The sequence below is a fragment of the Pseudomonas sp. 5.2 genome (assembly GCF_059025405.1).
Window position 1 is genome coordinate 24,901 of the sequence record NZ_JBYBHH010000021.1, and the last position, 24,120, is coordinate 49,020.

Below are 24,120 nucleotides of genomic sequence, written 5' to 3' on the forward strand. Positions count from 1 at the left end.
CCCACCGGTCCCCCACCGCGCTCAAGGTGAGTGGGAATCCTGTGGGAGCGGGCTTGCCCGCGAAGAGGCCAGCACTGTTTGATATCAGTGCAACGAAGCCTGCCGCCGCTCCCCCAGCGGCGACAGCCCAAAAAACCGGCTGTAACTCTTGGAAAAATGCGCCGGCGAGCTGAACCCACAGGCCAGCGCCACTTCACGCACCTGCACATCGCTACGCAACAACAGCTCCCGCGCCCGCGACAGCCGCAACTCCAGGTAATACTGGCTGGGCGTGCGCTGCAGGTATTTATGAAACAACCGCTCCAATTGGCGCACGGTCACTTCATTGAGGCTGGCCAGCTCCTCCAGCGCCAGTGGCTCCTCCAGGTTGGCTTCCATGATCGCCACCACTTGGCTCAACTTGGGCTGGGCGCTGCCGAGCAGGGTGCGCAGGGGCACCCGCTGGCGTTCGCGCTCGCCACGCACACGGTCGCACAGCAGCAGTTCGGCGGCCTTGGCGGCGATGTCTTGGCCGCCTTCTTCCCGGGCCACCAGTTGCAGCATCATGTCCATGGCCGCCACACCACCCGAGCAGGTGTAGCGGTCGCGGTCCAGTTCGAACAGCTGGCCAGAAATGACGATACCGGGAAACTGCTCCTGCAACGTCTGCATGTCTTCCCAGTGGATGGTGCAGCGGTAGCCCTTGAGCAACTCGGCCTTGGCCAGCAGGTAACTGCCCGTGCAGATGCCGCCCAACGGCAGGCGTTGACGGGCCAGCTGGCGTAGCCAGTCGATCAAGGGCCGGTTGCCACGGCTGCGATCGATCGGGTTGGCCCCGACCACCAGCAGGGCGTCCAGCGCCGGGGCGTTGCCGATGCTGTAGTCAGGCAACACGCGCATGCCGTTGCTGGCCGCCACCGGTTCATCGCTGGCGGCGATCAGCACGCTGCGGTACATCGGCCGGCGGGCCGCCAGGTTGGCCATGCGCAGGGTCTCCACCGCCGACGCCAGGCCGATGGTGGTGAAATTGGGCAAGATCAGAAAACCGAAGGTCTTGGCGGGCGAAGGCGTTACGATTGCAGAAACGGGGTGGACCATTGCGATCTTCCTGTGCAAGCTGAGGCGTGATTCGTCGGGGGCAGTGAGAAAAACAGGCCTCGCATGATTCTTGTTGTTATAGGTCGTTACCCGGTCGATCTTACACCCCGGGCTGGTGGCCAGGAATGGACCTGAATGCAGACAGAAGGTGAACCTACGTGAACCCCGAATCCATGCTGGCGGCGCTGCCAGGTTTTGCCCTCGCGCCTGAGGCGATCCAGGTATTGCCCGATGCCGCGGCGTACCGTCGCTGCCTGCTCGAGCGCATCGCGGCGGCGACCCGACGCATCGTCATCGTCGCCCTGTACCTGCAGGAAGACGAGGCCGGGCAGGAAGTGCTCGATGCCCTGTACCAGGCCAAGGCCGCGCGGCCAGGCCTGGAAATCACCATTGTGGTTGACTGGTTCCGTGCCCGCCGTGGCCTGCTGGGGGGCGGGCGGCAGCCGGGTAATGCGGCCTGGTACCAGGCCCAGCGCCAATTGCGGGGGCTGGATGTAGTGATCCACGGCGTTCCGGTGCAAACCCGCGAGCTGTTTGGTGTGTTGCACTTGAAAGGCAGCATCATCGACGACTGTGTGATCTACACCGGTGCCAGCCTCAATAACGTGTACCTGCACCGTTTCGACCGCTATCGCCTGGATCGCTATCACCTGTTCCAGTCGCCTGCGCTGGCCGATGCCATGGTCGACCTGGTTCGACGTTTGCTGCACCACACCGCCACACCGCGGCTGGACTTGCCGGCACCACCCGCGACCCGCAGCTTGCGCGGTGACATCCGGCGTTTGCGCGCGCGGCTGCGGCGCATGGTCTATGAGGTACCCGCCGGCGAAGCGGGGCAGGGCTTGCGGGTCATCCCGCTGCTTGGCGTTGGGCGGGGCAACCCGCTCAACAAAGCACTTTGCGCACTGCTGGCCGCTGCACGCACGCAGATCATCATCAGCACGCCTTATTTCAACCCGCCTCGGGTATTGATGCGCGAAATCGACCACGCGCTGGACCGTGGCGTGCGCGTGGAGTTGATCGTCGGCGATCGCACGGCCAATGACTTCTATATAGCCCCGGGTGAGCCGTTCAGTGCTAGCGGCGCGTTGCCCTACTTGTACGAGGACAACCTGCGCGCCTTTGCCCGCCGTCGCCAGGCCGCGCTTGCCAATGGCCAGCTCGAGGTGCGGATTTGGAACGACCCCGGGCACACCTTCCATGCCAAGGGGCTGTGGATCGACCAGCGTTATTCGCTGCTGACCGGTAACAACCTCAACCCGCGTGGGTTCAACCTGGACCTTGAGAATGGCTTGCTTATCGATGACCCAGCAGGGCAGTGGTTGGTACCTCGAGACGTGGAATTGACGGGGATACGCCAGCACGCACGGAAAATCGATTCAGCGGCCGAGCTTGGGGTCAAGGCCGAGCACCCCAAGGAGGTGCGCAAGCTCTTGCGGCGGTTGCGCTATAGCCGCCTGGAACCGTTGATCAAACGGGTGCTTTAACGGTGTGGGAGGGGCTCTGAAAAAGTGTGGCAAGCGCATACAATCAGCCCATTTCCCACGTTAACCAGATAGGCCAAACCGTCTATGGCGCTTGATCCACCCACGATGCTGACGATTACGATCGCCCTGGCAGCCGCTGCTGCTTTGTACCTGGCGATCGAATGGCGCAGCGTTCGCGAGGCTTCACTCCTGTTTTGGAGCGCGGGCTTCGCCACTATTACCGTTGGCTCCACTCTGGCCCTGTTGCGTGGCATTGGCTTGCTGTTGATCGGCATCTGGTTCGCCAACGGGTTGCTGGTGGTGGCGCATGCGTTTTTCCTGATGGGGGTGTTGCGCTTTACCCAGAACCGCCTGTCGCGCACCTGGCTGCTGATGGTGCCGGTGTGGTTCGCCTTACTGCTGCTGCCCGCGGGGCCGGAGTGGTCGAAGGTGATGCTGATGGTCAACTCGTTGCTGGTGGCGCTGTTGACCCTCAAGGCCAGCTTTTTGTTGAAGCCCCACGGCAGGTCGCTGAGCGTGGGCGCGGTGCAATTGCGCTATGTGTTGCTGATCCATGGGCTGTTCTATGTGGCGAAGGCGATCATTGCGATCACGCCGGGCACCTTGATTGACCTGGCGACCTTTGGCGGGCTGATCATTCAGATTTCCCTGGTCGAGGGGGCGATGGCGATCATGTTGATTGCGCTGTCGATGACGGGGACGGTGCGTTATCGCCGTGAAGAACGTATCGCCAGGCTGGCGGCGCGCGATCCGTTGACGGCGCTGTACAACCGGCGGGCGCTGGAAGTGCGGGCGCCGCACTTTTTCAAAGAGGTCAGCCCGGCGCGGCCGGGGGCCTTGCTGTTGATCGATATCGACAACTTCAAGCTGGTCAACGATTTGCACGGGCACATTGCGGGGGATCGGCTGTTGATCGCCTTGAGCGAGATGATTCGTGCGGTGTTGCCGGAGCGGTCGCTGGCGGCGCGGCTTGGGGGGGATGAGTTTGTGATTCTGCTCAGTGAGGCGACGCGGGAGCGGGTGGTGGAGCTGGGTAGCCAGTTGCGTGAGCGGTTTCAGCTGTTTGCTGGGCAGACGGTGCCTACGCCGCAGGCGGTTACGTTGAGTATTGGGGCTAATGTGTTTGATCAGCCGCCGGTGAGTTTGGCGGCGTTGATTGAGCAGGGGGATGTGGCGTTGTATGAGTCGAAGCGCGGGGGGCGTGACAGTATTCGGCTGGTTGAGCGGGAGGGTTTGGTTTCTTGATCGTTGGTGTGGGTGTTGGTGTTGGTTTTGAGGGGGTGGTTGATCCAGCATTGGGGCGACGCTTAGTCACCTTTCCGCCCTTACGGCGGGTCACTTTTTGGCAAACGCCCCAAAAAGTAACCAAAAAGGGCTGCGCTCCATCATACGGCCCCTACGCTGCGCTTCGGGGTCCCCTCGCTACGGCCTTGCTCCCGGGAGGACCGCGCTGCAGGGCCCATCCTGGGCCCCAGCGCTTGACGGGCATCCTTGCCCGTCACCTCCCTCCGCAAGGCCTGCGCTCGGCCTCCTGAGTCGCTGAAGGTCAAAAGCCAGATCAAGATCAAGATCAAGATCAACAGCCAGATCAAGATCAAAAGCCAGCTCGAGAGCTGGCGCTAGACATCGTTTTCAGGTCACTACCTGGTAGCACGGCACATAGGCGGCACCACCCGGCAACTTCATGCGGTGCTGGTCGACGAATGCTTGTAACAATCGCCCCAGTGGCTCCAATACTGCGCTGTCGCCGCGGATCTGGTAGGGGCCGTGTTCTTCGATCAGGCGGATGCCTTTGTCCTTGACGTTGCCGGCAACGATGCCGGAAAACGCTCGGCGCAGGTTGGCGGCCAGTTCATGGGGCGGTAGCTCGCGGCGCAGGGCGAGTTCGGCCATGTTGGCGTGGGTCGGGTCGAACGGGTGCTGGAAGCCCTCGTCGATCTTCAGCAGCCAGTTGAAGTGGAAGGCGTCGTTGCGTTCGCGGCGGAACTGTTTGACCTCCTTGAGGCCTTCGACCATGTGGCGCGCGACTTCGGCTGGGTCATCGATGATGATCTGGTAGTGGCTTTGCGCGGCTTCACCGAGGGTGGCGCCGACGAAGGCGTGCAGTTGCAGCAGGAACTGCTCGGCACTGCGCGGGCCAGTGAGCACGACCGGGAAGGGCAGGCCTTGGTTGTCCGGGTGCATGAGGATGCCGAGCAGGTAGAGGAACTCTTCGGCAGTACCGGCGCCGCCCGGGAAGATGATGATGCCGTGGCCGACACGCACGAAGGCTTCCAAGCGCTTCTCGATGTCCGGCAAGATCACCAGCTCGTTGACGATCGGGTTGGGCGCTTCGGCGGCGATGATGCCCGGCTCGGTCAGGCCCAGGTAACGGCTGCCGTGCATACGCTGCTTGGCGTGGGCGATGGTGGCGCCTTTCATCGGGCCTTTCATTACGCCAGGGCCGCAGCCGGTGCAGACGTCCAGCTTGCGCAGGCCCAGTTCGTGGCCGACCTTTTTGGTGTATTGGTATTCCTCGCTGCTGATCGAGTGGCCGCCCCAGCACACCACCATCTTCGGCTCCACGCCTGGGCGTAGGGTGCGGGCGTTGCGCAGCAGGTGGAACACGTAATCGGTGATGCCCTGGGAGCTTTCCAGGTCGATGCGCTGGCTGGCCAGCTCGCTTTCGGTATAAACGATGTCGCGCAGGGCGCTGAACAGCATTTCACGGGTGCTGGCGATCATTTCGCCATCGACGAAGGCATCGGCGGGGGCATTCAGCAGCTCAAGGCGTACGCCCCGGTCTTGCTGGTGGATACGCACCTCGAAGTCCTTGTAGGCCTCGAGAATGGTTTTGGCGTTGTCGACATGCGCGCCGGTGTTGAGGATGGCCAGCGCGCACTGGCGGAACAGGGTGTAGAGGCTACCGGTACCGACTTCGCTCAGTTGCTGGACTTCACGTTGCGACAGCGTCTCCAGGCTGCCTTTGGGGCTGACGGATGCATTTATGACATGGCGTTGGGGCATCTAAGTCTTTCCTGTGCAGGTAAAACATCCTTCTTAGACAACACCATAAGTCATGCGAAGAGCTTTTGCACACCCAGCGTAATTGCCAGCCCGCCCCCCACCAGCCAAAGGTTCAGTATCGCCCCGGTCAGCAGCGCCCGTGGCCCTGCCTGGCGGATCTGGCTGAAGCGTGTCTCCATCCCCAGCGCCGTCATGGCCATGGTCAGGGCAAAGGTGTCGAGGCTATTGATCGCCTGGGTCACACTGCCAGGCAGCACCTGCAGCGAGTTCACCAGCACCAGCGCCAGGAAGCCGAAAGCGAACCAGGGCATGGCGATGCGGCCGTTGCCTTGCGCCTGGCCCGGCTGGCGCGAGCGGCTGATCCACAGGCCCACCACCAGCAGCACCGGCACCAGCAGCATCACCCGGGTCATCTTGACGATGGTGGCGATGTGCGTCGCCTCGGGGCTGACGTTGCTGGCTGCACCTACCACCTGGGCCACTTCGTGGATCGTGCCGCCCAGGAACAGGCCCGCGCCCAGGGTATCCAGGTGCAGCCAGCCGGCATTGATCGCCAAGGGGTAAAGGAACATCGACAGGGTGCCGAACAGCACCACGCTGCCAACGGCCATGGCACTCTTGTGCGGGGCGCTGCGCAGCGCCGACTCGAACGCAAGTACTGCAGCGGCGCCGCAAATGGCACTGCCAGCAGCGGTGAGCAGCGCGGTGTCGCGGTCCAGCTTGAGCAGTTTCATGCCGCACCAGAGCCCGATCAGCAGGGTGCTGACCACCACCAGCAGCGAAACCGTCAGGCCCGACCAGCCGACTTCGGCGATTTCCTGCAGGCTGACCCGCAGGCCGAAAAAGGCCACGGCGATGCGCAGCAGCCCGCGGGCCGAGAAGTTGATGCCCGCCGCCCAGCTCGCCGGCACGCCATCGCGCAGCGCGTTGCCGTACAGGGCACCGGCAACGATACCGACGATCAGCGGGCTGATGCCCAGGTTGGCTATGGCGGGCAAAGCTGCCAGTTGGGTGACAGCAAGCGCGAACAGCGCCACGAACAAAATGCCATTGAGCCGCCCTCGGGTAGAGAGGGTAGGCGCGTAGGCGGGGTGGGATGGAACCGTGGCCATGTGAGTCCTCCGGGAAAAGTATTTCGACAAGGCCTACGTTAATCTGGTTATAAGCTTATAAAAAATCGTAATTTGGGATGTGAAGTATCCGTTTAGCTGATATTTTGAATTCATGACCCCAGAACAGCTGATAACATTCGCCACCGTCGCCGAGCATGGCAACATCAGCCACGCGGCCCAGGCGTTGCACCTGTCGCAGCCCGCCGTATCCGGGCAGCTCAAGTTGCTGCAGGAGGCTTTTGGTGAGCCCCTTTACCAACGCGCGGGGCGCGGCGTGCGCCTCACCGCTGCAGGTGAGCAGTTGTTGGCCCATGCCGAGCGCCTGCGCGATACCTTCCGCCAGGCCCAGGCCCTGCGCGAGGCCATGCGCGGCCTGGAGCGCGGCACCTTGCGCATCGGCGCCAGTACCACGCCGGCCAGCTACCTACTGCCGTACCTGATCGCCGACTTCCACGCTCGCTACCCGGACGTGTCGGTGAGCACCTCCAATGGCAACACGGCTGAAATTGTCGCCGCGCTGGGCAGTGTCGATATCGCCTTGATCGAAGGGCCTCCCGGGCAGGAGTTGCCGTTGGGCACCGGGGTCACGCCGTGGCGGGAGGATGAGATCGTCGCGATCGTGCCCAGTACTCATCCGTTGGCCGGTGACGAGGCGCAGACCTTGGAATCCTTGGGGGCCTACCCACTGGTGCTGCGCGAGAGTGGCTCCGGGGTGAGGCAGATTGTCGAGCGGGCGTTTGCCCGCAGTGGCGTGGCAATGCGCGTCGCGATGGAAATCGCCGGGGTGGAAGGGGTAAAGGAAGCGGTGCGGGCAGGTATGGGGATTGGCTTTGTGTCGGCCATGTCGATTCGCCATGAGGATGGCGTGTTGCGGCGGCTGCGCATTACGCCGCAGCCGTTGGTCAGGCGCTTTTCCATCTTGATGCCCCATGCCGCCACGCCGTCGCGGGCGGCGGCGCGGTTCATGGAGTTGTGTGTGGGCGAGCCGAAAGAGGGTTAGCAGAGCTGGTCTCTAGCGGTGGTATTAACCCACATTCAACACGTGCTGCGTAACAACCGGCTCCGAGTAGTAATGAGCGCGAGCTCTATAGTGTTTTGGTGTCAAGCAATCACTGCTGAAAGGCAGGCATGATGTCTGGTCAGAAATCTAGGAGCTAGACATGTGTATCCTGTACATGGCCGAGCCCAGCAGCGCAGCTGAATGGCGTCAGGTTTTTTCTCAACAGGCCCCAGAACTTGATTTTCGTCTGTGGCCAGATGCGGGTAATCCAGATGAGGTTCAGTACATCATCGCCTGGGAGCCGATTCCGGATCTCATGCAGCGTTTCCCAAACCTCAAGGCGCTGTACTCAGCCGGCGCCGGTGTCGATCAGTTCGACCTGTCCCAGCTGCCAGAGCATGTCTCGATGGTGCGCCTCATCGAAACGTCGATGGCCGACATCATGGCCGAGTATGTAGTGTTTAGCGTGCTCGCCCTGCATCGTGACATTTTTGATTACCAGATCAGTCAGCGGGAGAGATGCTGGACGCCCATGCCCATCATTCCAGCCAGCGAGCGCCGCGTTGGCATCATGGGAGCAGGTAATTTGGGGCTAGTCGCTCTCGACCGATTGCGACCCTTCGGCTTTAGGTTGAGCGCATGGAATCGCTCCTACAAAGAGGTGCCGGATGGGCGGTGTTATGTCGGACGAGAAGAGCTGTATGACTTCTTGGAGCAATGCGACATTTTGGTCAACCTTCTGCCTTTAACTCCTGAAACTCAGGGCATTCTGAATGCCGCCACATTGAATCGGTTACCGCAGGGCGCTGGGCTTGTGAATGTCGCTAGAGGTGCGCATATAGCTGAAGAAGATCTTCTTCAGGCATTGAATGGAGGGAGGCTCGGAGGCGCGGTTCTGGATGTTTTCGATCAAGAGCCGCCTTCGCCTGATCATCCATTTTGGTGCCACCCTCGAGTTTTAATGACGCCGCATATCGCCAGCAACGTGCAGGTCAAAGGCGCTGTGGCTGTGATCACGGCGAATGTGGAGCGGGAGCAGCGTGGGTTGCCACTGCTCAACGTTGTTGATCGTTCAAAGGGCTATTGATGCGCTTGGGGGAGGGAGGCGTGTGAGGAGCCTCCCTCTCTTCATCTAGTGTCCGCCCAGATACGCCTCGCGCACCTCTTGGTTGCCGAGCAGTTCCTCGCCAGTCCCTGTCATCCTGATTTCGCCGGTCACCATGACATAAGCCCTGTCACTTAGGCGCAGGGCATGGTTGGCGTTTTGCTCCACCAGGAAGATGGTCATGCCTGACTTCGCGAGCTCTCTTAGAGTGGCAAAGATTTGCTTCACTACGATAGGTGCCAGTCCGAGTGAGGGCTCGTCGAGTAGCAGGAGTTTGGGTCGGCTCATGAGTGCTCTGGCAATGGCAAGCATTTGCTGCTCGCCACCCGACATTGTCATTGCTCGTTGATTGCGCCGCTCCCTGAGGCGAGGGAAAAGGTTGAACATCTGCTCTCGATCCTCCTCGGCGTGACTCATGCCGACAGGAATGGTACCCATAAGAAGATTTTCTTCGACTGTCATGTCCGGAAAGACGCGCCGTCCCTCGGGCGACTGAGCGATACCGTTAGACGCCACGAAGTGGGTGCTCTTGCGCGTGATGTCCTGCCCTTGATAGAGGATCTGCCCGCTAGTGGCTCGTGGCTGTCCAAATATCGACATTAACAGCGTCGACTTGCCCGCTCCGTTAGCCCCGATCAGGCTTACAGTTTCTCCGGTGTTGATGTGGAGGTTCACCTTTCGCAGAGCCTGGATAGGGCCATAGTGAACGTCGACGTCTTTGAACGCGAGAATGGGTGTGCTCATGCTACTTCCTCTTCTTCTGCACCGAGGTAAGCAGCGATTACCTTCTGGTCATCTTTGATCGCGCTTGGTGCGCCTTGAGCGATGACCAGGCCATGATCCAGCACGATAACGTGATCAGAAATGCTCATGACCATACCCATGTCATGCTCAATCAACAGTACGGTCAGCTGATGATCATCCCGAAGCTTGCGGATGATAGCGCTCAGAACAATTGTCTCGGCAGGATTGAGGCCGGCAGCGGGTTCGTCAAGGCATATCAGCTCCGGCCCGGTACACATCGCTCGGGCGATCTCCAAGCGTCGCTGCTGGCCATAAGAGAGCTCACCTGCCAGTCTGTTGCAGTGCTCGACCAGGTCGACTACTTCCAACCAGTAGAAGGCCGTATCGAGTAGCTTGCTCTCCGTTTTTCGATAAGCGGGGGTGTTCAGGATGCCAGTCAGCAGGTTGCGTTGAGCCAGCATGTGCTGAGCGACCAGCAGGTTTTCCAGGACAGTCATTTCCTTGAATAGACGGATGTTTTGAAAGGTACGCGCAAGTCCTGCCCGGTTAACCAGATGCGTTCCGCCGAACATCTTGTACCAGAGCCGTGACCCGAACTGTCCAGGCTTGATAAAGTCCTGAGCTTTGAAGGGTTCACCCAACACTTGGATGACGTCCGTCTGTTTACCTTGTGCATTGAGCAGGATCTTGCCGCCAGTGGCTGAGTAGAATCCCGTCAGGCAATTGAACACGGTGGTCTTGCCGGCGCCGTTGGGGCCTATCAACGCTGAGATCGAATGCCGCTTGATTGAGAAATTGACATCGTTGAGTGCTTTGATGCCCCCAAAGTGCATCATGAGGCTGTCCACGGTGAGGATATTGTCTTTCATGGAGCTACTCCTTTGCGCGGGGCGATGCCGATTCGATTAATGCGAATCAGCCCGCGCGGACGCCAGATCATCATGAGCACCATCAGGATGCCGAACATCAGCACACGGTAGTCGGCGAAGCTACGCAAAAGCTCCGGCGCAATCGTCAGGACAAATGCTGCAATTACCACTCCGACGGTTGATCCCATGCCTCCAAGTACCACGATGGCGAGAATCAGTGCCGACTCGAAGAAGGTGAACGAGGTCGGGTTCACAAAGCCTTGATAAGTTGCGAAAAATACGCCCGCTATCCCGGCAGTTGATGCGCCAATCATGAACGCGGAAAGCTTCACCAAAACATGGTTGAGGCCCATCGAACGGCAAGCAATTTCGTCCTCTCGCAGCGCTTCCCAAGCGCGCCCGACTGGCATACGGGTCAAGCGATGCTTGATGTACAGCACTGCGAGAACGATCAACAACAGGACGGTGTAGATGAAGATAAACTTCATGTTCGAGTTGTAGGTGATTCCGAAAAACTCGTGATACGGAACGCCACCATCCTTGGCGCGGCGAGCGAATTCGAGACCGAAGAATGTGGGGGACGGTGCCGTCATCCCATTGGGGCCGTTGGTGAACGAAACCCAGTTGGTAAGAACAAGCCTGATGATTTCACCGAAGCCCAGGGTGACGATCGCCAAGTAGTCGCCATGCATCCTCAGCACCGGGAATCCGAGAAGCATCCCTGCAAAAGCAGCGAGCAGGGCGGCCAGCGGCAGCATGCTCCAAAAGCCCAGACCAAGATATTCGTATCCTAAGGTCAACCCGTAGGCACCAATCGCATAGAATCCGACAAAGCCGAGGTCGAGCAGTCCTGCCAGCCCCACGACGATGTTGAGGCCTAGCCCGAGCAAGACGTAGATCAGGCCCAGGATCACAACTGTCAGCAGATACTTGTTGGCGTAAAACGGCAGCACGAGCGCCATCAAAATCAGCACAGGGAGAACCCAGCGCATGATCGATGCGTGTCCCGGCGGCTTTACTCCAACGCCACCGCCTGCTCGGTCGAAGCGCTCCATGAGTTTATGGCCGCTGGCGGTCTGCAGAAACAAGCTCAGCACGAATCGGCCAGCCATCACTGTCCCAACGATCCAGCCAACACGGTCAAATCGCGGGGTGAAATCGTAACCCTGCAAAACCACACCGACGATGGGCCCAAACACGATCAGAGCGATCAGCCCGGCCATCACGGTATCGATCAAGGCTTTCTTGAGATTGATACTTTTCATTTTATCGCTCATGACTTCATACCTTGGTTACTTGAGGTCGGCCAAGGAGGCCTTGGGGCCGGAAGATGAGGATCAGTACGAGAAGGGAGAAGCTGAAGACGTCTTTGTAGTCAGCGTTCACCATCCCAGAGAACTGAGCTTCGGACACGCCAAGGATCAGGCCGCCCAGCATTGCGCCCGGGAGTGACCCGATGCCGCCGAGGACAGCAGCTGTAAAGGCTTTGATCCCGATGATGAACCCTGCATAGAAATCGAAGGTTCCGTAGTTGAGTGTGATAAGCACGCCCGCCAACGCACCCATCGAGGAGCCTATGACGAACACACAGGAGATGATTCGGTCAGTGTTGATGCCAAGAATTTGCGACATCTTTCGGTCTTGCTGAGTCGCCCGACACATCCGGCCCAGGCGGGTACTTTTGATCATGAACGTCAGTGCAAGCATGCCGATGATGGCCGCAGCCAAGATGAACAGCTTGGTATGCGTGATCATGACGAAGCCATCACCCACCGAGATGCGAAGCGTGCCCTCCAGTAGTGTCGGGATACCCTGCTGTCGAGCGCCCTGGCTGATCTGTACGTAATTTTGTAAAACGAGTGATATGCCGATGGCCGAGATCAGAGGAGCCAAGCGCGTAGAGTTACGCAATGGTTTGTAGGCAACCCGCTCGATTGCCAGGCCGTAAACCCCGGTTACGACGATTGTGAAGATCAAGGTACCAAGAATGATAAGTGGGAATGAATCAACGCCCCAGAAACTCAGTACGGCTATCGAGATCGCGGCCAGGTAGGCGGAGATCATATAAACTTCGCCATGGGCGAAGTTAATCATGCCGATGATGCCATACACCATGGTGTAGCCGATCGCTATGAGGCCATACACCGAGCCCAGCGTTAGTCCATTGACTAGCTGTTGAATAAATGTATCCACGAGAATTTCCCCAAACGGGCAGAAGGGGTGCAGACTGGATTCAATCTGCACGCTGCAAAGGAGAAGTTAGAGCTGTCCGAACTTTCCGTCTGCGTCCCATTTGTACATTACATAGGGAGACTCTTTGAGGTCGCCTTTTTCGTTCCAGCTCTTGGTGCCCAGAACAGTATCGACTGAGTGACTTTTCAGCCATTCGCTTGCCTTGTTGCCATCTGTAGTGCCGGTCGCGCTGAAAGCGGCGGCAAGCGCCTGCAAGGATGCATAGGAGAAAAGTGTGTAGCTCTCCGGTTCATACCCGGTGTCTCTAAACTCCTTAACGACAGCTTTACCTGTTTCCAGATTGCGTGGATCTGGGTAGAAGGTCATCAGCACGCCATCGGTATACTTCTTGCCGCCAGCGGTGGTGACCAGTTGATCGGTTACCGTGCAGTCGGTGGTCACGAAGGGAATGGTGAGACCTTGTTCGCGCATCTGCCGTACCAAGGGGCCCGCCTCTGGGTGGCAGCCGCCGAAGTACACCACTTCGGCCTTCGACGAGCGGATTTTGGTGACGACTGCGTTGAAGTCCTTCTCACCCCGCGTCAGACCTTCATAAAGCACTGTCTCGACGCCTTCAGCCTTGAGTGCGGCCTTAGTGGTGTCTGCTACGCCTTGGCCGAAAGTATCCTTATCGTGAATGACCGCTACGGTTTTGGCTTTGAGGTTCTTTGCGATGTAGTCAGCGGCGACTTGTCCTTGTTGATCATCGCGACCGGCCATGCGGAAGACACCAACCAACCCTCGCTCGGTGATGCTTGGTGCTGAGGATGCGGGGGTAATGGAGACGATCTGTGCTTCGTCGTAGATTTCCGAGGCTGGAATTGTGGAGGAAGAGCAGTAGTGACCAATGACTGCAACTACTTTGGCGCTATCAACCATTTGGTTGGCTGCAGCGACTGCTTGCTTGGGTTCACATGCGTCATCGCCTTTGACCAGGGCGATCTGCTGACCGTTGATGCCGCCCTTGGCGTTGATGTCTTTGGCTGCTTGTTCTGCGCCTCGCCATATCTGCTCGCCGAAGGCAGCATTGGGGCCAGTCAGTGGGGCTCCAACACCAATTTTGATATCGGCCATGGCGGTCATGGAAAGGGCCATGGAAATGGCGGCGGGGAGTGCAACTGATGCCTTGAAGATCGTTTTCATGCTCTTGCCTCTTTATTATTTGCTTTGATGCTCATTCGGGCAGCGTGAGAGGTATCAATGACGATTCTCACTGGCCGGCCCAGTGCCGGCTTTGGCAGTTTGAGGTTTTAGATTTGGATCTTTTGGGTATTATTATTCTTGTGTGCTATTGGGCATCTTTTCTTAGTGTTTTTTTAATTGCTCCTGTGTGGTTTTTAGATTGGAAATTCCTGTTTTGGTAGTGTTGCGAGAAATTTCGCGCAATCAGCTCGGCTTTGTAGCTGATCATTTATCGCTCACTTTTTGAATGCTAACGACGATCGAACTGTGCTGCTATCTACCTCGGATAGAGTTTTAAAAGCCCAGATTCCACTCCGTGGTAGGAGGATTAGGCTCAGCGAGTTCGGCACAGAGGAATTGGTTGCAGATGGGTAAGGTGGTCGCGAAATTTGACTCCCTGATCCGATCCAGGGAGTCATTCAGAGCTATTTGGCTTCGTCTAACCAGGTGACGGCGAATGCACTGGGAATCTGCTTGAGCTCAAGTAAATCGCAGTCTTGGGTGATGAAGATGGCGACAGATCGTTCACCGTGCTGTTTTTGCAGCACGCGTGGAGCCGAGAAAGCTGTGCCAACAGTCTGCATCAGCAGATCACGCTCAGGAGCGCAGATGAGCGTTTTGCATCGCAGGAGCTTTTCCCCTAGGTAGCCCGTGATGTTTTCTAGCCAATCAATGGCGTCACCTGGGTCTGGGTCGGTCAGCAGGGCTTGGTAGACATGAATACGAGGATGGGCGGCAGCGAGTACCAGCTTAAGTTGGGGGCGTGCGGTATCCGGGGGGCGCTGTGAGGAATTCAGGAATGCCCTTTGACTGCGCACAGATGGAGATTCCTGCTCGATAATTACTGCGAAGGGGTTGATGCGCTGGACGGTGGCGCGAGCATCGATCAACGCTTGCTCAACAACTTCATCAATCTTTGTCAGCACTACCGTGTGCGCTGCGCTTAGCTGCGCTGCTACTGCATCAATCTGCGTCTGTCGTAGCGGAGGCCTGGCGCAGTCGTACATGCAAATGATCGACACGGCCATTTGTAGATGAGCAAGGCCCGTCATGGTGCGCACTACTTCGCCTGGCATTGAGAGCCCGCTGCACTCCAAGATGATCCGCTCGAATGGAGGCAAATTCATTCGGGCTCTGGTTTCGATCAGGCTTAGCACTGTGCTAACCAGGTCATTGCCAAGACTGCAACAGACGCAGCCATTGCTCAGCGTTTCGATCACCATCCCATCAGCCGAATCCATGAGCACAGCGCCGTCAATGTTGACGGCACCTGCGTCATTGACGATTACCGCCGTTCCGGTGCTGTCCTGTAACGTGTAGAGGAGGTGCTCCAGCAAGGTGGTTTTGCCGCTGCCCAGCGGCCCGGTCAAAATGAAGAAATCGATGCCCTTGGAAGGAGGAATCATGTGTGCCTCCTAAATGCTTGACCTGTGGTCGCTGCTCCAGGTTTCACCAACCATTTCTCTCACATCGGCGAGCAGTTCCTCGGTATCAAAAATGACGCCGCCCTTGATTGTGTAATCAAGGCAACGTTTGCGCTCGGCCACATTGGTGTCGTCATTAAGCCGGACGGCGCCAGTCCCGTAGAGAAGCTTGAAGTCGGCCATGGGATTTTGATTGTGAATGAGAATATCGGCTTCTTTGCCGACCTCCAGCGTACCGGTTTTGTGCTCAATACCCAGTAGTTCAGCGCCCTGCATAGTGGCTGCACGCAAGACCTCTTGCGGCGTGAAGCCTGCCTCCTGCAGGAGTTCGAGCTCGCGGATGTAGCCGAAGCCGTAAACCTGAAACATGAACCCGGAGTCACTGCCAGGGCACACTCGGCCTCCTCGATTTTTGTACTCATTCAGAAACTGCATCCAGATCCTGAAGCTTTCCTTCCATTCCAACTCGTTCTTGGTTGACCAGCGGAAAAAGTAGGCCCCGTGCCCACCACGTTGAGGTTGGAAGTAGTTCCAGGACGTGGCGTCGGTGTACTCCTCATGCCAATCGGCGCGGCGGGCGCGCATGACGTCACGGTTGCTGTCGTAGACGTTCATGGTCGGAACAAAGGTGTGGCCCGCTTCGAGGAATGCCTCAAGCACCTCATTCCATTTGCCGCTCCCGGGTTTTGTTGCCTGGAGGAACGTTTTGCCGGCGGTGGCGAAGCGTATGTATTCGTCGTTGTAGTTGTAGTCGTCGTCAATGAACTGGAGGGTGCTGCCTTCCATGAGCGCCTCGGGAAGGCCGTAAGAATGTTCCGTGCTGGTCAGTCCCCACATCGCTGTTTTTAGCGCGTTCATTCGCCCAACTGAGAGCTGAGCGTGATGGCAGCAAGTCTTGAGGCCGAGCTTTTTGCACTCGTCCAGAGCGGCTTCCATGATGGCCGGCGGAGATCCAAAAAACTTCACGCCACATGCGCCTTTCTCGCGAACCTGTCGCAGCCACTCACGCCCTTGCTCAGGGCTGTAGATCACCTTCAGGTAGTCGTTCACTGCAGGGAAGTAAACGTAAGGGTATAGGTTCGGGGCGCCGATGGCGTTATCGGCTGCTGCGCGTTGCTGTTCGCATGTCCAGGCAAGCCCGTTCATGCAGCCTGCTTCCCGCACGGATGTGACGCCGTGAGCGAGCCAGAGCTTGTATACGTAATCTGCTGGGAGCATTTCTCCGCTTTCTGCGTGGAAGGGCGTACCAACATGGGCGTGGCAATCGATAAAGCCTGGCGTGGCGAATTTGCCATGGCAGTCAATTTCACGGGTGCCTTTGGCGGGGCGCCTGGCGGGATTTATCGGAAGCCCAGGAACGCCTACTGCCGCGATCTCAGTGATGATGCCATTTTCGATAACGATATCGGCAGGCCCCCAGGGCGGGGCTCCGGTGCCATCGATAACTGTGATGCCTCGAAGAACCAGTCGGACGAATGGCCCGGTACCGCGTTCATTGCTGGTGGCGGGTTTGACTTGGCCAAGACCTTTCTTGGCGAAGCCAGCGACCATTTCTTCGCCTACATCGATGGGGGTATCTGCGCTCGACTTCACGTTGTCTCCCATTATTCTAGTGAGCACTCAGCAACGGCTTTGTGCTGGAGCTATTGGAGCTGAGGGCTCAGCCAGCACGGTGTCGAGCCACTCAGGTTGGGACTGTGGCATTGGGCAGTCCCTAGGCAGATGGGCAGTAATCAAATTGGCCTGAATCGAATGTGCTGCTCAGGCTCGTGATGGGCTATCTCAGCTGCCCCGTTGGCGCGGCTTGAATGCACGGCTGGAGCAATTGCCCTTCAATCATCCTAGCTGGGCGATGCCTCAGATTCTTAGTGTTTGGAGTGCAAATGGTTGAGTGGAAAATCCATTTCGAGGTAGGTGGAAATGTGTGAAATAGGATTTTCTTAGTCTGAATTCCTATTTTTGTGCGGTAGAAACGAGCCGTTCTCGGGCGCTCAATGATCGAACCCTACTACAACGACAAAAGGCGCGGCTTTCACAGAAAGCTCGAAGGGGATTTGAAAATGAGTGCAGTAAGCGTGGGTGTAGGTCATGCAGTGGACGCGAATTCGATGCGGCGCAAAGCCATCATCGCCACTGTTCTAGGGAATGGATTCGAGTGGTTTGACTTCATGGTGTATGGCTTCTTCGCCATAATCATCGGGAAGTTATTTTTCCCTACCGGAGATGACTTAACGTCACTGATGCTATCGGCGGCGACCTTTGGTGTCGGTTTTTTAGTCCGGCCCATAGGTGGCGTTCTCATTGGTATCTACTCTGATCGTTATGGTCGCAAGGGTGCGCTGTCGCTCACCATCATTTTGATGGGTGTCGGCACCGCCATGATTGGCCTGGCGCCGACCTACGAACAGGCAGGTCTTTTGGCGCCGTGCATCATTGTCTTTGCTCGTCTGCTGCAGGGTGTTTCTGCAGGCGGTGAAATGGGGGCGGCTACTGCCTATCTCACCGAGCAGGCGCCAGAGGGCAAGAAGGCTTACTATTCCAGTTGGATTCAAACCAGTATCGGTTTTGCCGTGCTGCTGGGGGCTTGTTTCGGTACTGGTATCACCCTGGGTCTTAGTCCTGAAGAGGTTGAAAGCTGGGGGTGGCGGATTCCTTTCCTGTTCGGCATCTTGATCGGCCCGATCGGGTACTTCATCCGTCGAAATCTGCATGAGTCGCCCGTCTTTGAGGAGTCTTCGGATCTTACTGAGACGCCGCTGCGCGATGTGCTTCGTGATTACCCATGGCAAGCAGTTGCCAGCTTCTCCATGATCGTGCTGTGGACGGTGTGCATCTATGTGATCCTATTCTACATGCCCACCTATTCAGTGAAGGTGCTCAAGCTTCCTCAGTCGGCATCGTTCATTGCGGCAATGGTAGGGGGTGGCGTGATCACCCTATGCTCACCAATTACCGGTTGGATTTCTGACAAGATCGGACGCAAGTATCTGTTGGTGGGGGCTTCCGCGTCGATGCTGCTGCTGGCTTGGCCCATGTTCAACATGATCGCTAGCGCTCCATCGCTGTACACGCTGTGCGTGTTTCAGGCTGTATTCGGTGTGCTGATTGCGGTCTACACCGGCCCTATCTTGGCGGCTCTGTCCGAGACGTTCCCGGCCAAAGTGCTTTCCACTGGCCTGTCCCTGGCCTACAACCTCGCGGTGATGACTTTCGGTGGATTTGCCTCGCTGATTCTGACTTGGCTGATCAGTGCAACAGGCACCGTCACGGCGCCTGCCTTCTACGTAATGATTGCTGCTGCATTCAGCCTGGTGGGTGTCATGTTTGGCTATAGGCAGCCGGGCCGTCGATAACCGAGAAAATCCCAGGCCCTCGGTGAGTCAGGGGTTTGGGATTTTGATGCAGTCAAATGGGTTCAGCGCCAATTGTCGTTCCTTCTTAGGGGTGGAAAACAGCGCTGCTACTTCCTATTTTGAGTGGGTAGAGCGGCGTCTGCTCTCGGCTTACAGTTGTTATCGTCCGTCGCTCTACCTCTATCAGCCGTTGTAGAGCGCCTCGTTGCAACCGTGCTGCTGATCGAGACCAGGCTTTTCCAAATGACAAAAAATAATCCTATCCCGTTCGACCTTAACCTCCTGTTGAGCCTGCGCTCAAAGCTTGAGGCGCAGACCTCGGCTGAGGTTCGATTTGATGCCGCCACTCGCGCCATCTATGCCTCTGAGGCTTCGAACTATCGTCAGTTGCCCATTGGTATCGTAATTCCGAGAAGCATTGCCGATATCGAGGCCACGGTTCGCCTCTGCCGTGAGGTCAGCATCCCCATTCTGCCGCGTGGTGCTGGCACTTCCATGTGTGGCCAGGCCGTGAACGCGGCAGTCGTTATCGACGCATCAAAGTACCTTCATGCCATCCATGAAATTAATCCTGAAAAGCGATTGGCTCGCGTTGAGCCTGGGGTGATTTGCGATCAGTTGAAAGGTGAGGCTGCGAAAGTCGGCCTTACATTCGGCCCAGATCCGGCAACGCATAGCCGTTGCACCTTGGGCGGGATGATCGGCAACAACTCCTGCGGTGCGCACTCAGTGATGGCGGGCAAAACCGTAGAGAACGTCGAGCGTTTGGAGGTGCTGACTTACGACGGTGAGCGTTTCTGGGTGGGGCCGACTGATGAGGCGGCTTATCAGGAGCATATTGAGGCTGGTGGCCGGCGGGCAGAGATCGTTCGGGCGCTGAAGGATTTGGTTGATCGTAACGAGGAGCAGATTCGACAGGGCTTCCCCAAACTCAAGCGTCGTGTGTCCGGCTACAACCTTGATCAGTTGCTGCCTGAAAACGGGTTCAACATTGCACGGGCGTTAGTGGGTGTCGAAGGAACCTGTGTGACCGTTCTGCAAGCCGAAACCATTCTGGTGAAGAATCCGACTCACCGGGTACTGGTGGTTCTGGGTTACGAAGAAATCTATTACGCTGCTGACTCAGTGCCGCAGCTGCTGCCTCTGAATCCGATTGCTATGGAAGGTCTGGACGACGGCATCATTGATGGTTTGAAAGTACGCGGTATGAAGCTGGCTGACATTGCCGAACTGCCAGCAGGTAATGCCTGGTTGATGATCGAGTTCGGTGCATTATCCACTGAAGAGGCAACGGCCTTTGCTCAGAAAGCAGTCGACATCGCTCCTGATTTGCCGGGGCGACCTAGTGTCCGATTGGTTACCGACTCAGGGTTGATGAATCGGATTTGGACAATACGCGAGACCGGCGCGTCTGCTACTTCGCTGGGCTTGGATCCGAACGAGCCTGATCCAGTTGTGGGTTGGGAGGATGCTGCAGTTGAGCCAGAACACCTGGGTAAATACCTGCGAGAATTCAAGAGCCTGGTCAGCAGCTATGGCTACAAGACAAATCTTTACGGTCACTTTGGTGACGGGTGCATTCACTCCCGTATCACGTTCGATTTGAAGTCTCGGGATGGCGTGGATAACTGGCGTGCGTTCTTGGATGAAGCGGCGCATCTGGTCGTACGGTACGGCGGATCGCTCTCTGGCGAGCATGGTGATGGGCAAGCTAAGGGTGAGTATCTGCGCATCATGTACTCCGACGAGATCATGAATGCCTTTGCAGAATTCAAGTCCATCTGGGATCCGCTGAACAAGATGAACCCAGGCAAGCTCATCCACGCCATGCCGGTCGATGCCAATCTGCGGTTGGGCCCGGATTACCAGCGCCGTGAAATCCCCAGTCAATTTACCTACGACGCACGGTTAGGTGACAAGGGCCTGGCCCGTGAGACCGAGCGCTGCATCGGAATGGGCAAGTGCCGCTCCCTCGATGGCGGCACCATGTGCCCGAGTTTCAGGGCAACCCGCGAGGAGAAATACTCCACCCGTGGTCGTGCGCGTTTGTTCTTCGAGCTTTTGAAGGGTGAGGTTATCGAGGATGCCTGGCAGAACGAGGAGGTCAAAGACTCCCTCGATCTTTGTCTTAGCTGCAAGGGCTGTAAAACGGACTGCCCGACCAATGTGAACATTGCCAGGTACAAGACGGAATTCCTCAGCCGTTATTACAGTGAAAAACGCCGCCCTGTGATGGACGCTATGATCGGGCGTATTGGTGAGTGGTTGCCTCATGCGACCAAGCTCTCGCCTGTCCTCAACTACGCTATGGGCAATCCGCTGGTGCGCACGGCTGGAGCCTATTTCGGGTTGGCACGGCAAGCCAAATTTCCAAAAATCGCTTCCAAAAGCTTCCGAAGCACCGCCACCGCCAAGCGCATCCTGCAGAATGAAGGCATCAGGGCCGGTAACGATGTGCTCTTGTGGGTAGATAGCTTTAACAATGGCTTCACACCCAAGGTGCTTGAAGCAGGGGTAACCGTACTCGAAGCACTTGGCTTCACTGTGAAGTTGATGAAGCGGCACGTCTGCTGCGGACGGCCTTATTACGACGTCGGCATGATCGATGAGGCCAAATCTAATCTTGAACAGATCCTTACTCAGCTGGAGCCGGTGCTCGAAGACGGACTGCCCGTCATCGTACTTGAGCCAAGCTGTCTGTCTGTGTTCCGAGATGAGATGCCAGGCCTTTTCCCGAATGATAAGCGTGCCAAGCAGCTTGAGAAGTCGATCATGACCTTGAGCGAGTTCATCAAGAGCCGAGCTCTGGAGCTACCTTCCATCAACGAGGATGTGCGTATTCACGGTCATTGCCATCAGAAATCCTGTGGTGGAATGGGGGGAGAGCAGGGCGTTCTGGAGAAGCTGGGTGGCAAGGGGCAGGTCATCGCCGCTGGCTGTTGTGGCGTTGCAGGTGCATACGCTTACCACAGCAAAACTGCTCCGATTGCGAAGATCATCGGTGAAAATGAGTTCAAGCCTCACATCGACAAGATTCCGCAGGAGGCAGCGGTAGTTGCGGATGGCTTCAGCTGTCGAGGGCAGATTCGAAATGTGAGCGGCAGGGAGGCAATGCATTTGGCGGAATACCTCGCAAAAATTCTGGGCTAGATGCGCCAGGGACTGCATTCTCAAAGCGTTAGGCTGCTGTGGCCATTACACCTAGGCAGCCCCCGAATGCAGTCGTATGTATTTTTTTGAGTGAGATAGGTAGGTCATGAAACTCGATGCAGCGGTAGAAAACACTGTCCTACGCGAGGCCTCTGTAGTGGCGGGGGAAACCGCCATGGATCGCGAAATTACGTGGGTTCACATCGTCGACCATCCTGAAATCACCAATTGGCTCAAGCCTGGCGAGCTACTGTTGACCACGGGCTACAACTGGCCCGTGGACGACGAAGAGTGTCGCGTCATGGTGCGGAGGCTGGCCGAAATCGGTTTGGCTGGCGTAGTACTGGCTGTCCCGCATTTCCGTGAGCATTTCACACAGGCAGCTATTGATGAAGCGAACCGATGTGACCTACCGCTGCTTGAGTTGCCGTGGGACATTCAGTTCAGCGAAATCATGCACGATGTGTTGGCACGTATCATCAATATCCAGGCCGAGACCATTCGCCGCTCCGACCATATTCACCGGACGCTGACTGAGGCAGCCCTTGAGGGGAACAACCTGGAGGGCTTGGCGAGAGCGTTGAAATCGGCTTTAGACAAGGATGCAACGGTCGTCTCCATGGATGGGACTGTGTTGGGTGCGTCTGACTCCGCAGTTGACGAGGTGGCGGAGCGCGCCCTCATAAAGAAAATCACCGAGCTGGATACACTGGCCGGGTTCTTCGACTTCAGTACTGCAAAAGTCGTGACGGAGAGTGTAGGGCGGCCCCGATTAGGCGGTGCCATTAGGCTACGCGGCGAGGTGGTTGGTGTTGTCTGGTTGCACAGTGACGAGGGCGTTTTTGAGGAGCTGGAATCCCGTGCTCTCGAACATGCGGCGGTGATTGCAGCGCTTCATCTGGCCTACCAGCGTCAGCTATCAGATCAGGAGACCCGTCTTGGTTACGCATTCGTCGCAGGTCTGTTGGAGGGCAAGTTTTCCGCCACTCCAAGTGCGATAGAGCGAGCACAGGCATCTGGTTGGGGTGAAAACAGGGACTACAGAGTTTGCTTGGTGCTGCTGAATGAACCCATCCCGCTTTCTGTGGAAGGTTTCAATCGCCGCTCAAAAACGGCTGACCGAATTGCTCAGTCGATGCGCGGGCTGGGGATTGCTCCACTGGTGTCTGTGTCGCTGAATCAGATCAGTTTTCTGCTGCCGGCAGAGAACTCTCCGGACACGATTTGGAGGTCAGTGCGCACCGAGGGCAGTGCGATGGCTGTTAGTCGTGTGCATCAAGGCGTGACCGGTATGGCTCTGGGTGCAGAAGATGTATTCGCACTGGTACCACTGCTTAAACCGGGCAAGCTGCATGACTTCGATGAAGTTCTGTTCCCTCGGGCTCTGATGGGCGATGCGGATGCTCGACGCTTGCTGATGGAAAAGCTGATTGCGCCATTGGGTAATCCTAAGCGAGGCAATGCCCTGATTGAGACTGTGCTGACCTTGGCCAGGGAGGGCTTTCAACTGCTCAATACAGCCAAAGCATTGGAAATCCATATCAGCACCCTGCGATACCGGGTCGAGCGAATCGAGTCGATGCTGAACATCTCACTCGATAATCCAGATGACAAATTCAAGCTGCAGGTGGCTGCTCAGATGTATGTATTGGCAGCCGATGAAAAATGAGATTGCTTGGACACATGGCGCGACTTTAATGATGCGGTCGCACTGTGTTCGCAGGGGAGAGTTACCGTGACAAGGCGGGTTTTAAAGACCTCATGTGGGTTGCATCTGGTTTCTCAATCGGAAAGCACTCTTATTGATCCCATGGGTAAAGTGATTGATCACGAGCTTGAGGGTCTGGCCCGAACTGCAATCGGTCTGAAGCTGGCGGGACATCGCGTCGTGGTGGCGATCGGTGAACCTCCTACAACGAGAAATGATTTCCCTGGCAACCAGGTCTATCGAACCGGGTATGCAGCCATGGTGGTATCGCAGACAAAGCTGATGGCTGAATGGAAAAAATGCTTCGATGGCTGCAATGAGCTGTCGGCCCAAGTGCTGGTGGACGCGGTGGTCTTTCACAATAAACACAGGGCACAGCAGCTGGTGGGGGTTCTTACCGAACTGATCGATATGAGTGTCATCCCGGTGGTGGGGCTTAGCGCTGCAGGGAGGGGGGTTGGGAGCTCGTTATTGGATGCTTTCCTGGTAAACCTATTGGATGTGAGGGGGAGTGGATCCCGTTCCAAGGTGGCAGTCTAGGGCCCGGTAAAGTAGGTAGCCTGATAGAGGGGGAGGAAAAAAATCTCTTCAATTTGTTCCTTGAGTAGGTAGTTCGGTGCTCGGCTCATCCGGTTCAATGACGACCGTTAAGACCCATGGATAGGGCCTGC

General features: G+C 57.3%; 18 protein-coding genes. 8 read left to right on the top strand and 10 right to left on the bottom strand.

Annotated features, from left to right (window positions below; genetic code table 11):
• Nucleotides 1–84 precede the first annotated feature (84 nt).
• Nucleotides 85–1,077 carry a transcriptional regulator CahA gene (gene cahR / locus AC5PZ0_RS25255; protein WP_238216774.1) on the bottom strand — a complete coding sequence of 331 codons (993 nt, stop codon included), beginning with the start codon at nucleotides 1,075–1,077 and terminating at the stop codon, nucleotides 85–87.
• 158 nt (nucleotides 1,078–1,235) lie between these two features.
• Here cahR and pssA point away from each other — a divergent pair, with 158 nt between their 5' ends.
• Together pssA and AC5PZ0_RS25265 are read left to right on the top strand one after the other, a co-directional pair.
• Nucleotides 1,236–2,564: a CDP-diacylglycerol--serine O-phosphatidyltransferase gene (pssA, locus tag AC5PZ0_RS25260; RefSeq protein ID WP_493855973.1), complete on the top strand. Its 1,329-nt coding sequence runs from the start codon at nucleotides 1,236–1,238 to the stop codon at nucleotides 2,562–2,564.
• A gap of 84 nt (nucleotides 2,565–2,648) precedes the next feature.
• Nucleotides 2,649–3,809 carry a GGDEF domain-containing protein gene (locus tag AC5PZ0_RS25265; protein ID WP_027595353.1) on the top strand — a complete coding sequence of 387 codons (1,161 nt, stop codon included), beginning with the start codon at nucleotides 2,649–2,651 and terminating at the stop codon, nucleotides 3,807–3,809.
• A 387-nt stretch (nucleotides 3,810–4,196) separates the two neighbouring features.
• Here AC5PZ0_RS25265 and ppnN read toward each other — a convergent pair whose 3' ends face one another.
• Both ppnN and AC5PZ0_RS25275 read right to left on the bottom strand, forming a co-directional pair.
• Nucleotides 4,197–5,570, bottom strand: a complete 1,374-nt coding sequence (gene ppnN / locus AC5PZ0_RS25270) for a nucleotide 5'-monophosphate nucleosidase PpnN (protein ID WP_085274328.1) — start codon at nucleotides 5,568–5,570, stop codon at nucleotides 4,197–4,199.
• A gap of 50 nt (nucleotides 5,571–5,620) precedes the next feature.
• Entirely contained in the window at nucleotides 5,621–6,682 is a 1,062-nt protein-coding gene (locus AC5PZ0_RS25275; protein WP_027595355.1) for a YeiH family protein, read from the bottom strand.
• A gap of 112 nt (nucleotides 6,683–6,794) precedes the next feature.
• Here AC5PZ0_RS25275 and AC5PZ0_RS25280 point away from each other — a divergent pair, with 112 nt between their 5' ends.
• Both AC5PZ0_RS25280 and AC5PZ0_RS25285 read left to right on the top strand, forming a co-directional pair.
• Nucleotides 6,795–7,682, top strand: a complete 888-nt coding sequence (locus tag AC5PZ0_RS25280) for a LysR family transcriptional regulator (protein WP_493855974.1) — start codon at nucleotides 6,795–6,797, stop codon at nucleotides 7,680–7,682.
• A gap of 160 nt (nucleotides 7,683–7,842) precedes the next feature.
• Nucleotides 7,843–8,769, top strand: a complete 927-nt coding sequence (locus AC5PZ0_RS25285) for a 2-hydroxyacid dehydrogenase (RefSeq protein WP_493855975.1) — start codon at nucleotides 7,843–7,845, stop codon at nucleotides 8,767–8,769.
• Between the two features lie 45 nt (nucleotides 8,770–8,814).
• On the opposite strand, the gene AC5PZ0_RS25290 is transcribed toward AC5PZ0_RS25285, so the two are convergent.
• The 7 genes from AC5PZ0_RS25290 to AC5PZ0_RS25320 all read right to left on the bottom strand — a co-directional run bounded on the left by AC5PZ0_RS25290 (nucleotide 8,815) and on the right by AC5PZ0_RS25320 (nucleotide 16,831).
• The gene (locus AC5PZ0_RS25290) at nucleotides 8,815–9,531 is read right to left on the bottom strand and encodes an ABC transporter ATP-binding protein (protein WP_063427187.1); all 717 of its coding nucleotides are present in this window, start codon (nucleotides 9,529–9,531) and stop codon (nucleotides 8,815–8,817) included.
• Complete coding sequence (locus AC5PZ0_RS25295; RefSeq protein WP_493855976.1) at nucleotides 9,528–10,400, bottom strand: ABC transporter ATP-binding protein; 873 nt, start codon at nucleotides 10,398–10,400, stop codon at nucleotides 9,528–9,530. The genes AC5PZ0_RS25290 and AC5PZ0_RS25295 overlap by 4 nt, the downstream gene beginning before the upstream one ends.
• Entirely contained in the window at nucleotides 10,397–11,677 is a 1,281-nt protein-coding gene (livM, locus tag AC5PZ0_RS25300) for a high-affinity branched-chain amino acid ABC transporter permease LivM (RefSeq protein ID WP_493855977.1), read from the bottom strand. Before livM ends, AC5PZ0_RS25295 begins: the two co-directional genes overlap by 4 nt.
• Before the next feature lie 4 nt (nucleotides 11,678–11,681).
• On the bottom strand, nucleotides 11,682–12,593 hold the full coding sequence (locus tag AC5PZ0_RS25305) for an ABC transporter permease subunit (RefSeq protein WP_493855978.1): 912 nt from the start codon (nucleotides 12,591–12,593) through the stop codon (nucleotides 11,682–11,684).
• 66 nt (nucleotides 12,594–12,659) lie between these two features.
• Nucleotides 12,660–13,775: a branched-chain amino acid ABC transporter substrate-binding protein gene (locus tag AC5PZ0_RS25310; RefSeq protein ID WP_063427181.1), complete on the bottom strand. Its 1,116-nt coding sequence runs from the start codon at nucleotides 13,773–13,775 to the stop codon at nucleotides 12,660–12,662.
• Nucleotides 13,776–14,239: 464 nt separating this feature from the next.
• On the bottom strand, nucleotides 14,240–15,220 hold the full coding sequence (locus AC5PZ0_RS25315) for a CobW family GTP-binding protein (RefSeq protein ID WP_493855979.1): 981 nt from the start codon (nucleotides 15,218–15,220) through the stop codon (nucleotides 14,240–14,242).
• Nucleotides 15,221–15,229: 9 nt separating this feature from the next.
• The gene (locus tag AC5PZ0_RS25320) at nucleotides 15,230–16,831 is read right to left on the bottom strand and encodes an amidohydrolase family protein (RefSeq protein WP_265969083.1); all 1,602 of its coding nucleotides are present in this window, start codon (nucleotides 16,829–16,831) and stop codon (nucleotides 15,230–15,232) included.
• Nucleotides 16,832–17,346: 515 nt separating this feature from the next.
• Between AC5PZ0_RS25320 and AC5PZ0_RS25325 the strand changes: the two genes are divergently transcribed.
• The 4 genes from AC5PZ0_RS25325 (at nucleotide 17,347) to AC5PZ0_RS25340 (ending at nucleotide 23,989) form a co-directional block, all read left to right on the top strand.
• Complete coding sequence (locus tag AC5PZ0_RS25325) at nucleotides 17,347–18,591, top strand: MFS transporter (RefSeq protein WP_265969111.1); 1,245 nt, start codon at nucleotides 17,347–17,349, stop codon at nucleotides 18,589–18,591.
• Nucleotides 18,592–18,834: 243 nt separating this feature from the next.
• On the top strand, nucleotides 18,835–21,741 hold the full coding sequence (locus AC5PZ0_RS25330; protein ID WP_493856001.1) for an FAD-binding and (Fe-S)-binding domain-containing protein: 2,907 nt from the start codon (nucleotides 18,835–18,837) through the stop codon (nucleotides 21,739–21,741).
• A gap of 106 nt (nucleotides 21,742–21,847) precedes the next feature.
• Nucleotides 21,848–23,410 carry a PucR family transcriptional regulator gene (locus AC5PZ0_RS25335; RefSeq protein ID WP_275750703.1) on the top strand — a complete coding sequence of 521 codons (1,563 nt, stop codon included), beginning with the start codon at nucleotides 21,848–21,850 and terminating at the stop codon, nucleotides 23,408–23,410.
• 6 nt (nucleotides 23,411–23,416) lie between these two features.
• A complete protein-coding gene (locus AC5PZ0_RS25340; RefSeq protein ID WP_493855980.1) occupies nucleotides 23,417–23,989 on the top strand; it encodes an amino acid kinase family protein in 573 nt (190 codons plus the stop codon).
• Nucleotides 23,990–24,120 lie beyond the last annotated feature (131 nt).